Origin of the sequence: Paractinoplanes pyxinae, assembly GCF_026626335.1 — a bacterium.
Classification (GTDB): Bacteria; Actinomycetota; Actinomycetes; order Mycobacteriales; family Micromonosporaceae; genus Actinoplanes; species Actinoplanes pyxinae.
The window spans coordinates 260741-273270 of sequence record NZ_JAPNTZ010000004.1 but is presented as its reverse complement, the minus strand read 5'-3'; the positions used below and the strand labels follow the sequence as shown (position 1 = coordinate 273270).

The window sequence follows — 12530 nt, the reverse complement described above, 5'->3', positions numbered from 1 at the left end:
CGGATCTTAGAATGCATCGGTGCAGCCAGAGATCCGCGCCTACCGGCCCACCGACCTCGACGCCGTCTACGACATCTGCGTGCGTACCGCCGATGCCGGCGGCGACGCTCGCGGCCAGAACAGCTCGGACCGGCTGATCGGCGACATCTTCGCCGCGCCGTACGTCGTCCTGGAACCGGCCACGGCCCGGATCCTCGACGACGGTCAGGGCAACGCGGTCGGCTACATCGTCGGCACCACCGACACCGCGGAATTCGTCCGGCGCTACCGCGCGGAGTGGCTGCCCGCCACCGCCGGCCGCTACGGCAGCGACCCGCGCGACGACAGCTGGCTCGAACTTCACCACCACCCCGAGCGCATGCTCGTGCCCGAGCTGGCCGGCTATCCCGCCCACCTGCACATCGACCTGCTGCCGGAATGGCAGGGCCGGGGCATGGGGCGCGGGCTGATGTGGTCTTTCCTGGACGGGCTGCGGAAGGCCGGCGCGCAGCGGGTGCACCTGGGCGTGGCCCCGGCCAACACCGCCGCGCGCGCCTTCTACGACCGGCTGGGCTTCGAACCGATCCCCGTCCCGTCCCAGCCCGAGGCGCTGTACCTCGGCCGCGACACGGCCGTCTGAGGGGCCCTACTCGCCGCGTCGCTGCCGCAGCTTGGCCAGCGCCTCTTCCAGGATCTTGGCGCCGTCCTCGTCGGAGCGGCGCTCCTTGACGTACGCCAGATGCGACTTGTACGGCTCGGCCCGCGACCGCCCCGGCGGGTTCTGCCGGTCGAGACCGGCGGGCTGACCGCAGCGCGGGCAGTCCCACGAGTCGGGCGACGGCGCTTCGGCGGAGAACCAGATCTGGCTGGCGTGACCCGCCGCGCAGAAATAGGTGACCTCACGCCGCGGAGCGGGCTCGCTGCGTTCGTCGGGACGGACCGGGGAGGAGCCGACCCGGCTGCCGCGGATCGCACTGCCACTGGACACGGATGTCACTCCTGTCTCGAGGGCGTTGATTGACCGGCCGGAAATGAGGCCGAAACAGAGCAATAAAAATGCCGCGCGCCCGGCGGAACCGGACGCGCGGCAGATTCTACGACTATTACGCTCCGTCAGGAAGCACGGGGCGTAGGAAACTCAGGTGCTGGGGATGGCGAGCCGCAGCCACAGGCCGAGGCCCACGATGCAGGCGAACCAGACGATGCCCACCAGCACGGTGTAGCGGTCGAGGTTCTTCTCGGCGACGGAGGAGCCGGCCAGGCTGGACGTGACGCCGCCACCGAACATGCTCGACATGCCGCCGCCCTTGCCGCGGTGCAGCAGGATGAGCAGGGTCAGCAAAATGCTGGTGAGCACCAGCAACACGATCAACGTGTACGCGAACCACATCGGCATGGTCGGACGATTCCTCTCGAAGGGCACTGCAAGCGGTCCAACAATAGCGTGTGCCCGGGCGAACGGTACGCCCGGGCACACGTACGGTGTCAGCGCGCCACGTGCTCGCGGAACCGGACGATCGAGGCGAACTCCTCGGCGTCCAGGCTGGCCCCGCCGATCAGGGCGCCGTCCACATCGGGCTTGGCCATGATGGCCGCGATGTTGGCCGCCTTGACCGAGCCGCCGTAGAGGATGCGGACCGCGTTGCCGACCTCTTCGCCGTACTTCTCGGTCAGCCGGGCCCGCAGCTCGCCGCAGACCTCCTGCGCGTCCTCCGGCGTGGCGGTCTTGCCGGTGCCGATCGCCCAGACCGGCTCGTACGCGACCACGACCTGCTTGACCTGCTCGGGCTTCAGCCCGGCCAGGCCGGCCTCGAGCTGCGAGGTGCAGTGCGCGCAGTGGCCGTTCTCCTCGCGGATGGACAGGCCCTCGCCCACGCACAGGATCGGCGTCAGGTTGCTCGCGAAGGCCGCCTTCACCTTCGCGTTGACCACGTCGTCGCCCTCGTGGTGGTACTCGCGCCGCTCCGAGTGGCCGGCCAGCACGTAGGTGCAGCCCAGCTTCTCGAGCATGGAGCCCGCGATCTCACCGGTGTACGCGCCCGACTTGTGCTGCGAGACGTCCTGCGCCCCGTACACGATCTGGAGCTTGTCGCCGTCGACCGCGGTCTGCACGGTGCGCAGGTCGGTGAACGGCGGCAGGACGGCCACCTCGACGTCGGTCAGCTGCTGCTCGGTGAGACCGGCCGCGAGCTTCTGCACCAGAAGGTTGGCCTCGAAGTGGTTGAGGTTCATCTTCCAGTTGCCAGCCATGAGGGGCCGGCGAGCTTCAGCCATTTACTTCTCCAGAGCTTCGATGCCGGGGAGGGTCTTGCCCTCGAGGTATTCCAGGGAGGCGCCGCCACCGGTCGAGATGTGCCCGAAGGCGCTCTCGTCGAGGCCGAGCGTGCGCACGGCCGCGGCCGAGTCGCCCCCGCCGACCACGGAGAAGCCGTCGATCTTGGTGATCGCCTCGGCCACGCCCCGGGTGCCGGCCGCGAACGGGGCCAGCTCGAACACGCCCATCGGGCCGTTCCAGAACACGGTCTTGGCGCCGCCGACGGCCTCGGCGAACAGCGCGACCGACTCCGGGCCGATGTCGAGCCCCAGCCGGTCGGCCGGGATCCCGGACGCCGGCACGGTCACCGAGTCGGCGTCGGCCGAGAACTCGGTCGCCGCGACCACGTCGACCGGCAGCACGATCCGGCCCTGCGCCTCGGACAGCAGGTCGCGGCAGGTGCCGACCATCTCGTCCTCGAGCAGGGACTTGCCGACCTCGTGCCCCTGGGCCTTGAGGAAGGTGAAGCACATGCCGCCGCCGACGAGAAGCTTGTCGACCTTGGGCAGCAGGGCCTTGATCACCGCGAGCTTGTCGGACACCTTCGAGCCGCCGAGCACGACCACGTACGGCTGATCGGGGTTCTCGGTGACCTTCTTCAGGACGTCGACCTCTTTGATGACCAGGCCGCCCGCGTAGTGCGGCAGGATCGCCGGCACGTCGTACACCGAGGCGTGCTTGCGGTGCACGGCGCCGAACGCGTCGTCCACATAGAAGTCGGCCAGCGCGGCCAGCTCGCCCGCGAAGGCGGACCGGGCCGCGTCGTCCTTCGAGGTCTCGCCCTCGTTGAACCGCAGGTTCTCGAGCAGCAGCACCTGGCCGTCCTCGAGAGCACCGGCCTTGGCCGTCGCATCCGAACCGACGGTGTCGGTCGCGAAGACCACCGGCGAACCCAGCAGCTCACCCAGGCGGGTGGCGACGGGCTCGAGGGTGTACTTGGGGTCGGGCGCGCCCTTGGGGCGGCCCAGGTGCGACATGACGATGACGCGGGCGCCCGCGTCACGCAGCGCGATCAGCGTCGGCAGCACCGCCCGGGCGCGGCCGTCGTCGCTGATGACGCCGGGGTTGCTCTTGTCGAACGGGACGTTCAGGTCGGCGCGCACGAGCACGCGCCGACCCGAGACACCCTCGCCGAGCAGGTCGTCGAGAGTCTTCAAGATCAGGCTCCGACGAGCTTGACCAGGTCGACGAGGCGGTTCGAGTAGCCCCACTCGTTGTCGTACCAGCCGACGACCTTGACCTGGTTGCCGATCACCTTGGTCAGGCCGGCGTCGAAGATGCAGGACGCCGGGTCGGTGACGATGTCCGACGAGACGATCTCGTCCTCGGTGTAGGTGAGGATGCCCCGCAGCGCGCCCTCGGCGGCGGCCTTGATCGCGGCGTTGACCTCTTCGACCGACGTCTCCTTGGCGGCCTGGAAGGTCAGGTCGGTGGCGGAGCCGGTCGGGATCGGCACGCGCATCGCGAAGCCGTCGAGCTTGCCCTTGAGCTCGGGCAGCACCAGGCTGACGGCCTTGGCGGCGCCGGTCGAGGTCGGCACCACGTTGAGGGCGGCGGCGCGGGCGCGGCGCAGGTCCTTGTGCGGGCCGTCCTGCAGGTTCTGGTCCTGGGTGTAGGCGTGGATCGTGGTCATGAGGCCACGCTCGATGCCGATCGTGTCGTTCAGGACCTTCGCCATCGGGGCGAGGCAGTTGGTGGTGCAGGAAGCGTTCGAGATGATCGTGTGCTTCGCGCCGTCGTACAGGTTGTCGTTGACACCCATGACGACGGTGATGTCCTCGTTCTTGGCCGGGGCCGAGATGATGACCTTCTTGGCGCCCTTGTCGACGTGCGCCTTGGCCTTCGAGGCGTCGGTGAAGAAGCCGGTCGACTCGATGACGACGTCGGCGCCCAGGTCGCCCCAGGGCAGGTTGTTCGGGTCACGCTCGGCGAACGCCTTGAAGGTCTTGCCACCGACGGTGATCTCGTCGGCGGTCGCCTTCACCTCGTGCGGCAGGCGGCCCAGGATCGAGTCGTACTTGAGCAGGTGAGCCAGCGTGGCGTTGTCGGTGAGGTCGTTCACGCCGACGATCTCGATGTCCGCACCCGAGGCGAGAGCCGCCCGGAAGAAGTTGCGGCCGATACGGCCGAAGCCGTTGATGCCAACCCGGATGGTCACAGGTGGATCTCCTCGTTTCGGTCCGCCGGATTATGCGACCGGCGGAGGGTCTGCGTTGCCGACCGTTCGAGGGCCGGCACAGGGGTGTCCGGCCGCCGCGCCCGAGCTGAGGAGGCGCCGCGTCAGACTGGCGGCGCACAGCGCGGTCGGTCGTGGTGCCGGCACCGTCGCCGTCGAGACCGACCCTATCCGAGAGCTCACGCTGCTTTTGCGCGGGGTCGCAACCTGAGCGTTACTCAGCCCAGCCGTTAACCTGCGCTTCTTCTCAGAGAAAGACCCTTCCCCGTACGCAACACACCCATCACGAACCGCAACGGGATCAGCTTCCGGCCCGGCCCCGGAGGTCACCCGCCGGGGCCGGAAGTGTTGCTCACCGACCCGGGGTCAGGACTTGCCCTTCCCGGCGTCCCCGCCCCGCGCCTCCAGCAACTGCACGATGCCCGTCAAGCCCGCCTTCACCTCGGCGTGGTGCTTGAGCTGAGTCCGCCGGACGTCTTGCAGTTCGGTCCAGTGCTGCATGTTCGATTCTCGGACCTTCTCGATGTCGGCCTGTTGTTCGAGCTGCGTCACGCGCATCGCGTCCAGCGAGGTTGTGACACTCCCGACCAGCGCTTGCATCTGCGTCCACTGCTCAAGCTGCGTGACGCCCAACTCTGCGAAACGCGCGTCGAGCGTCTCCGCCAGACGTTCGAGCACCTCCGACTGCTGAAGCTGCGTCTTCCGCAACGCTTCCAGCGACATCTTGTGCCCCCGCAGAGCCGCCTGATAGTCGCCGGCATCCTCACTTGCTCCTGCTGCCAAGGTCCGCACCTCCCCGACCTCTCGCCGCAACCTCACCAGCTCATCCTCCGTCGCCGCGACCCGCTTCTCGAGTTCCTTCATGCTGGACATGGCGAGGAGTCTTCCGGGTTTTTGAGCGGAGCGGTAAGAGGCTTTTGCCCGGTCGAATCGGCACTAACTGAACAAGGGACATCTTGGCACGCGTCGCCTTGTCGGGCAGCAACCCTCAGCAGGCCATCATCTCCGGGGTGACGGCGGCCTCGGTGTCGGGGATGCCCAGGTCACGGGCGCGCTTGTCGGCGAGGGCGAGCAGACGCCTTATACGGCCGGCGATCGCATCCTTCGTCAGCGGCGGGTCGGCCAGCGCGCCCAGTTCCTCGAGCGACGCCTGGCGGTGCTCCAGCCGCAGCTGCCCGGCAGAGGTGAGGTGGTTGGGGGCCTCGTCGGCCAGGATCTCGAGGGCGCGGGTGACCCGGGCCGCCGCGGCCACGGCGGCGCGGGCCGAGCGGCGCAGGTTGGCGTCGTCGAAGTTGGCCAGCCGGTTGGCCGTGGCGCGCACCTCACGGCGTACGCGGCGCTCTTCCCAAGCCAGCACGCTGGAATGCGCCCCGATCCGGGTCAGCAGCGCGGCGATCGCGTCGCCGTCCTTGATGACGACCCGGTCGACGCCGCGCACCTCGCGGTCCTTGGCGGTGATGCCGATACGCCGGGCCGCCCCGCGCAGCGCCAGCGCCGCCTCCGGCCCCGGGCAGGTGATCTCGAGAGCGCTCGAGCGGCCGGGCTCGGTCAGCGAGCCGTGCGCCATGAACGCGCCCCGCCACGCCGCGACCGCGCAGCACACGTTGGCCGAGACCACGTGCGGCGGCAGGCCCCGGACGGGCCGGCCCCGCACGTCCAGAAGCCCGGTCTGCCGGGCCAGCGCCTCGCCGTCCTTGACGATGCGCACGATGTAGTGGCTGCCCTTGCGCAGCCCGCCCGAGGCGAGCACGTGCACCTCGCTGGGGTAGCCATAGACGTCGGCGATCTCACGCCGCAGCCGCCGGGCCACCGCGCCGGTGTCGAGTTCCGCCTCGACCACCACCCGCCCCGAGACGATGTGCAGTCCGCCCGCGAACCGGAGCAGGGCCGCCATCTCGGCCCGCCGGCAGCACGGCTTGGGCACGTCGACCCGGCTCAGCTCATCCTTGACCGCTGCCGTCATAGCCATCGTGTTGTCACCTCATGCGCCGGATCTTGAACAGTGAGTGCCGCATTACGCTTTTGCTTTAACGATCGGCACCGAGGACAGGCACCAGGGCAACGCCCAACGATCCAGGATCATGCCTCGGGCTGCCGTCCGCAACGGCCACAGGTGCCAACACCAGGCGGGCGCCCAAAGCTTCGGCGGCCCGCCGCACCGGTTCGGGCTCGCCGACCCATTTTCCGTCGGCCAGCACCACGTCGACCCGCAGACCGGGCAGATACCAGTGCAGGGCGGCCAGGTGGTCGGCCGCCGAGAGGCCCAGCGTCTCGTTCTCGGTGGCCAGGTTGAGCGTCACCAGCCGCCGGGCCGGGCTCTTCATGATCGCCTCGGCCAGGCCGGGCACCATCAGGTGCGGCAGGACGCTGGTGAACCAGCTGCCCGGCCCGAAGATGAGCCAGTCGGCCTCGTCGATCGCGGCGATGGCCTGGGCGCACACCGGCGGATCGGCGGGCTCGATGCGGACCGCTTCGACGTGACCGTGCGCAACCGCGACCGCGTGCTGACCCCGTACGGTGACCACCTCGTGCGGACGGTCGGGATCGGCGCCGCGCACGTCGGCCTCGATGCCGATCGCGTGCCGGGCCATCGGCAGCACCCGGCCGCGGGCGCCCACCATGGCGGCCGCCTGGTCGAGCGCCTGCACCGGGTCGCCCAGCATCTCCATGAGCCCGAGCAGCAGCAGGTTGCCCACGGCGTGCCCGACGAGCGGGTCCGGGCCCTCACCGCGTACGGCGGGAATTTCCGCGAAGCGGTATTGCAGCAGCTGAGCGGTGCGCTGGGTGGTCGGCTGGTCGTCGGCCAGCGCGGCCAGGGCCTGGCGCAGATCACCCGGCGGCAGCAACGCGTCCCGCTCGGCCAGCAGCCGGCCGCTGGAGCCGCCGTCGTCGCCGACCGTGACCACGGCGGTGATGTCCAGTTTGAGCTGGGCGGCGCTGCGGCGCAGGGCGCGCAGCGAGGCGCTCAGCCCGTGGCCGCCGCCGAAGGCCACCACCCGTACGGGCCGCGTGGTCACTCCCGCCCCAGGTCGCGGTGGGAGGAGTGGGCCGACAGCCGCATGTCGCGCAGCTGGGCGGTGAGCTCTTCGGTGATGGCCACGCTGCGGTGCTTGCCGCCGGTGCAGCCGACCGCGACGGTCAGGTAGCGCTTGCCCTCGCGTTCGAAGCCGGCCGCGGTGGCGGCGATCAGACCGGCGTACGTCTTCACGAAGTCGCTCGCGCCTTCCTGATCGAGCACGTACGTGCTGACCGCCTCCTCCAGACCCGTGTGATCACGCAGGTCGGGCACCCAGAACGGGTTGGGCAGGAACCGGGCGTCCATCACGTAGTCGGCGTCGGGCGGCAGGCCGTACTTGAAGCCGAACGAGAGCACGGTGATGCGCAGCCGCCGCACGTCCTCGCCGCCGAACAGCTCCTCGACGCGGCGGCGCAGCTGGTTGACGTTGAGGTGGCTGGTGTCGATGATCACATCGGACTGCTCCCGCGCCTCGGCCAGCAGCTTGCGCTCGGCCGCGATGCCGTCGGCCAGCCGCCCGTCGCCCTGCAGCGGGTGCGAGCGGCGCACCGACTCGAACCGGCGGATCAGCACGTCGTCCTCGGCGTCGACGAAGACGACCCGCGGCGAGAAGCCCCGCTCGCGCAAGGCGTGGATGGCGCCGGCCAGGTCGGTCGAGAAGGCCCGGCTACGGACGTCGAGGACCATGGCCGTACGCCGGGCCGCGCCGCCCGCCTGGAAGGCGAGCTGGGCCATGTCGAGCATGAGCGCCTGGGGCAGGTTGTCGACCACGTAGAAACCGACGTTCTCGAGCGCGCGGGCGACCGTGCTGCGCCCACCGCCGGAGACCCCGGTCACGACCACCAGGTCGGTGGCCACCTCATCCGGATCGGTCGCGTCGGACACGAACTCCGGCATCGACTCCGTCACGTACGCCTCCCAGCGTCGCTTCGCCCGCGCCCCCGGCGGACACAACATCCTAGGCCGAAGCCGGCGCCGACTTCCGCTCGGACGGTGTCGTCCATCCGATCGGTGCACCGACTTCCACTCTCACAACACCAGCGCACCGCTCCGCGTTCCGCAGCCCACCCCTTTTGATCTTGCCCGCTCATCCCGCGCCATCCCGAACCCCCCTCCCACCCGAGGTCCAGCAGCCGTTGCAATATGCGCGGCGGTTTGGCCTGAAACCGCTGGATGTGCAGCGGAGCCGGAATTGGCGTTGCACCACCAGTTCACCTCGCCACCGGCATACCGGTCCACTTCTGCGCGCTGCGCTGACCTTTGGCAGCCAGTCCATCAACAGCCAAAAACATCTCGCCGCGTTTGTCCGCGGGCCGGCGTCGAGCCACTGGGCTTCCAGGGACGGAGCCGCCGTTAAGAACGCGAAACGCTATTGGGGGGCCGGCGCGCTGGAGCGGGGGCCTTGGAGCGGCCCGCCCCTCCGGCCGGCACTACGCCCGGGTCGGCGGCGTCGGGATCGACCGTGCACCGCTGGACGTGGCGCACCGCTGGAAATAGGCCCAGTCAGCCCGGCCGCCCCGGCCGACCTCGACCCGGTATCTGAGTCCGGCCGAGCGGGCCGTGGTCGCTGACCGGCTCCGCGAAGGGCCGCCCAGAACGCTGTCGCCGTCGAGCTGAGCCGGCCCGGGTGCACGGGCAGCCGCCAGATCCACCGCCAAGCCAGCCCAGCGGCGGCTACCAGACGTAGGCAGGCCGGGAGCGGATCGAGCAACACCGGCCACGACCCATCACCATCGCATCACCTCATCACCGGCATGCCGGCCTACTTCTGCGCCCCCACTCACCTTTGGCAGCGCGGCAGCAACGAAACGCCAGTACTTCTGCGGAGGCACCGCCCGTCCATCACCAGCCAAACCATCTCGCCGCGTTTGTCTGCGGGCCGGCGCCGAGCCACTGCGTTTCCACAAGAGGGCGGTGCCGGCCCGTACGAGCGCGAACGCTATTGGTGGGTCGGCGCGCTGGGGCGCGGGGCCTTGGAGCGGTTTGCGCCGGCCTTGGTGCGGCCCGCTCCCCCGGTCGGCACCACGCCCGGCTCGACGGCGTCGGGATCGGCCGGCGCGTCGGAAAGGGCTGGGTCGTTGCCGGACTGTTTGGTGGCGTCGGGCGGGTTGAGGGCCGCCAGCAGAGCCTCGGCGGTTCGGCGGCCGATGCCGGGGATTTCGGTGATCTCTTCGGGGGTGGCGGCGGCCACGCGTTTGAGGGAGCCGAAGTGGCGTAGCAGGGCCTTGCGCCGGGTTTCGCCCAGGCCGGGCACGTTGTCGAGGGCCGAGGTGGTCATTCGCTTGGAGCGGCGCTGGCGGTGGAACGTGATGGCGAAGCGGTGGGCCTCGTCGCGGACGCGTTGCAGCAGGTACAGGGCCTCTGAGGTGCGGGGCAGGATCACCGGGAAGTCCTCGCCCGGCAGCCACACCTCTTCCAGGCGCTTGGCCAGGCCGCACAGGGCCACGTCGGTGATGCCCAGGTCGGACAGGACGGCGGCCACCGCGTTGACCTGGGGCTGGCCGCCGTCGACGACGACCAGCTGCGGCGGGTACGCGAAACGGCGTGGGCGGCCGGTCAGGGGATCGATGCCGGGCAGGTCGTTGGTGGCGACCTCCGTGCCGGCGGCCGGCACGGTTCCCCCGGCGGCGGCCACGTCAGCCGCCGGTTCACCGGCTTCCTCGGCCGACTCGGCCGCCGCGGCCGCCTCGGCCCAGCCCACGCCGGCTGCCCGCGGGCCGACCGCGCCGGGAGCCGCGCCCGAGGGAGAAGCATCGTCGTCGGCGAAGACGGCCAAGCCGAGCTCGTCGGGGTCGGGCTTGTCCTGCGGGGCGTCGGCGCCGGGCTGGGCGCGGAAGCGGGCGAACCGCCGCCGCATCACCTCGCTCATCGCGGCCAGGTCGTCGGTGCCGCTGCCGTCGGGGTTGCCGCGGATGGCGAACCGGCGGTATTCGCTCTTGCGGGCCAGACCGTCCTCGAAGACGACCATCGAGGCGACCACGTCGGTGCCCTGGATCTGGGAGACGTCGAAACACTCGATGCGCAGGGGCGCCGAGTCGAGCCCGAGCGCCTCGGCGATCTCGTCCAGCGCCTTGCTGCGGGTGGTCAGGTCGCCCGCGCGGCGCAGCTTGTGCCGCTGCAGCACCTCGCCGGCGTTGCGGGACACCGTCTCCATCAGCGCGCGCTTGTCACCGCGCTGGGGCACCCGCAGCGAGACCTGGCTGCCGCGGCGCCCGGAGAGCCAGTCGGCCAGGGCCGCGGCGTCGTCGGGCAGGGCGGGCACCAGCACCTCGCGTGGCACGTCGCCCTCGCCCTCTTCCCCGCCGTAGACCTGGCTGCAGAAGTGGTGGACGAGGTCGCCCGTGGTCAGGTCTTCCACCTTTTCGACGACCCAGCCGCGCTGACCGCGGACCCGCCCGTCACGCACGTGGAACACCTGGACGGCCGCCTCGAGCGGGTCTTCGGCGAAGGCGACCACGTCGGCGTCGGTGCCGTCGCCGAGCACGACGGTCTGCTTCTCCATCGCCCGGCGCAGGGCGGCGATGTCGTCGCGCAGGCGGGCCGCGTGCTCGAAGTTGAGCTCTTCGGAGGCCTGCATCATGTCGCGCTCGAGCCGCTTGACGAACGTGTCGGTCTTGCCCGCCATGAAGTCGCAGAAGTCGTCGACGATCGCGCGGTGCTGTTCGGCCGTCACCGTGCCGACGCACGGGGCCGAGCACTTGCCGATGTAGCCGAGCAGGCAGGGCCGGCCGATCTGGCCGGAGCGTTTGAACACGCCGGCCGAGCAGGTGCGGGCCGGGAACACGCGAAGCAGCAGGTCGAGCGTCTCGCGGATGGCCCAGGCGTGTGAGTAGGGCCCGAAATAGCGGACGCCCTTGCGCTTGGCGCCCCGCATGACCTGCAGCCGGGGGAACTCTTCGTTCAGCGTCACCGCGAGGAACGGATACGACTTGTCGTCGCGGTATTTGACGTTGAAGCGCGGGTCGAACTCTTTGATCCAGGAGAACTCGAGCTGCAGCGCCTCGACCTCGGTGCCGACGGTCACCCAGTCCACACTGGCCGCCGTGGTGACCATCTGCTGCGTGCGCGCGTGCAGCGACCACGTGTCGGCGAAGTAGGAATTCAGCCGGTTCCGCAGATTCTTGGCCTTGCCCACGTAGATGACGCGGCCGCCCGGGTCGCGGAAACGGTAGACGCCGGGCGACTCGGGAATGGTGCCCGGCGCGGGGCGATAGCTGGAGGAGTCTGGCACAGACTCAACACTAGTGCGGGGGACTGACATGATTACCCGACCGGAGGTCCGTTCCCGCCGCCACGGGGCGGACCTCCGGCCGGTAAGGCAGGCATCTACTAAGCGGCGACGATGTTGTCGCCGTCCACCTTGACCTCGGTCGCGGGCAGCGCCTTGGTGGCCGGGCCGGAGGTCGGCTCGCCCGTCTCGATCGAGAACTTGCTGTTGTGGCAGGGGCACGAGATCTGGCCGCCGTCGATCTTGTTGACGTCGCAGCCGGCGTGCGTGCAGACCTTGCTGAACGCCTTGAACTGGCCGGCCACGGGCTGGGTGATCACGTAGTCGCCGGCGATGATGCCGCCGCCCTCGGGCACGTCGGCCGTGGCCGCGAGCGTGGCGCCGCCGGAGCCGCCGTTGTTGCCCGAGCCGCCGTTGTTGCCGCCGCCGGGGCCCGCGCTGCCGGCCGGGCCGGGGTTGTCGCTGAAGTCGGTGCCGTTCGAGTTGGTGGTCGAGGAGCCCGTGCCACAAGCGGCCAGGACGGCGGTGGCGCCCGCCGCACCGGCGCCGAGCAGGACCACACGGCGCGTGTTGCCCGGACGCGGGGTCGCGGGCTGCTCCTCGTGGAGCTCGGCGTCGGTCGTGGTCTGCACGTCAGTCATCGGTTTGTCCTCCAGTGCCTGGTCCGCGTGAGTCGTCACGCGGCGTCGCCTCTACATACGCTGCCGCGGCTCGCCGAGTTCAGGCGTACCGCGAAATTATCCGCCGCCGGGTGCGGCTTTCTGATGGGGTTCGACAGCTTTTGCCCCGCACAAAGCGATGCCCGGTCGAGGCTATG

At 70.3% G+C, this 12530-nt stretch carries 12 protein-coding genes; 1 reads left to right on the top strand and 11 read right to left on the bottom strand.

What is annotated here, in order from left to right:
- Positions 1-19 precede the first annotated feature (19 nt).
- The gene (locus OWR29_RS12415) at positions 20-619 is read left to right on the top strand and encodes a GNAT family N-acetyltransferase (RefSeq protein ID WP_267562843.1); all 600 of its coding nucleotides are present in this window, start codon (positions 20-22) and stop codon (positions 617-619) included.
- A 6-nt stretch (positions 620-625) separates the two neighbouring features.
- Here OWR29_RS12415 and OWR29_RS12410 read toward each other — a convergent pair whose 3' ends face one another.
- The 11 genes from OWR29_RS12410 to OWR29_RS12360 all read right to left on the bottom strand — a co-directional run bounded on the left by OWR29_RS12410 (position 626) and on the right by OWR29_RS12360 (position 12354).
- On the bottom strand, positions 626-967 hold the full coding sequence (locus OWR29_RS12410; RefSeq protein ID WP_267562842.1) for an RNA polymerase-binding protein RbpA: 342 nt from the start codon (positions 965-967) through the stop codon (positions 626-628).
- A gap of 150 nt (positions 968-1117) precedes the next feature.
- Complete coding sequence (gene secG, locus OWR29_RS12405) at positions 1118-1375, bottom strand: preprotein translocase subunit SecG (protein ID WP_267562841.1); 258 nt, start codon at positions 1373-1375, stop codon at positions 1118-1120.
- A gap of 89 nt (positions 1376-1464) precedes the next feature.
- Entirely contained in the window at positions 1465-2253 is a 789-nt protein-coding gene (gene tpiA, locus OWR29_RS12400; protein ID WP_267562840.1) for a triose-phosphate isomerase, read from the bottom strand.
- Entirely contained in the window at positions 2254-3456 is a 1203-nt protein-coding gene (locus OWR29_RS12395; RefSeq protein ID WP_267563259.1) for a phosphoglycerate kinase, read from the bottom strand.
- Positions 3453-4451 carry a type I glyceraldehyde-3-phosphate dehydrogenase gene (gene gap, locus OWR29_RS12390; RefSeq protein WP_267562839.1) on the bottom strand — a complete coding sequence of 333 codons (999 nt, stop codon included), beginning with the start codon at positions 4449-4451 and terminating at the stop codon, positions 3453-3455. Before gap ends, OWR29_RS12395 begins: the two co-directional genes overlap by 4 nt.
- 384 nt (positions 4452-4835) lie before the next feature.
- Entirely contained in the window at positions 4836-5342 is a 507-nt protein-coding gene (locus tag OWR29_RS12385; protein ID WP_267562838.1) for a hypothetical protein, read from the bottom strand.
- Positions 5343-5457: 115 nt separating this feature from the next.
- Positions 5458-6438, bottom strand: a complete 981-nt coding sequence (gene whiA, locus OWR29_RS12380; protein WP_221381814.1) for a DNA-binding protein WhiA — start codon at positions 6436-6438, stop codon at positions 5458-5460.
- A gap of 58 nt (positions 6439-6496) precedes the next feature.
- The gene (locus tag OWR29_RS12375; protein ID WP_267562837.1) at positions 6497-7486 is read right to left on the bottom strand and encodes a gluconeogenesis factor YvcK family protein; all 990 of its coding nucleotides are present in this window, start codon (positions 7484-7486) and stop codon (positions 6497-6499) included.
- The gene (gene rapZ / locus OWR29_RS12370; protein WP_267563258.1) at positions 7483-8382 is read right to left on the bottom strand and encodes an RNase adapter RapZ; all 900 of its coding nucleotides are present in this window, start codon (positions 8380-8382) and stop codon (positions 7483-7485) included. The genes OWR29_RS12375 and rapZ overlap by 4 nt, the downstream gene beginning before the upstream one ends.
- A gap of 1042 nt (positions 8383-9424) precedes the next feature.
- The gene (gene uvrC, locus OWR29_RS12365; RefSeq protein WP_267562836.1) at positions 9425-11716 is read right to left on the bottom strand and encodes an excinuclease ABC subunit UvrC; all 2292 of its coding nucleotides are present in this window, start codon (positions 11714-11716) and stop codon (positions 9425-9427) included.
- Positions 11717-11814: 98 nt separating this feature from the next.
- Complete coding sequence (locus OWR29_RS12360; RefSeq protein WP_267562835.1) at positions 11815-12354, bottom strand: Rieske (2Fe-2S) protein; 540 nt, start codon at positions 12352-12354, stop codon at positions 11815-11817.
- Positions 12355-12530 lie beyond the last annotated feature (176 nt).

What these genes read in the sequence shown, in the direction of transcription:
- whiA (WP_221381814.1), bottom strand. Translation starts at nt 6,438, where the DNA reads ATGGCTATGACGGCAGCGGTCAAGGATGAGCTGAGCCGGGTCGACGTG.
- OWR29_RS12385 (WP_267562838.1), bottom strand. Translation starts at nt 5,342, where the DNA reads ATGTCCAGCATGAAGGAACTCGAGAAGCGGGTCGCGGCGACGGAGGAT.
- secG (WP_267562841.1), bottom strand. Translation starts at nt 1,375, where the DNA reads ATGCCGATGTGGTTCGCGTACACGTTGATCGTGTTGCTGGTGCTCACC.
- rapZ (WP_267563258.1), bottom strand. Translation starts at nt 8,382, where the DNA reads ATGCCGGAGTTCGTGTCCGACGCGACCGATCCGGATGAGGTGGCCACC.
- OWR29_RS12360 (WP_267562835.1), bottom strand. Translation starts at nt 12,354, where the DNA reads ATGACTGACGTGCAGACCACGACCGACGCCGAGCTCCACGAGGAGCAG.
- tpiA (WP_267562840.1), bottom strand. Translation starts at nt 2,253, where the DNA reads ATGGCTGAAGCTCGCCGGCCCCTCATGGCTGGCAACTGGAAGATGAAC.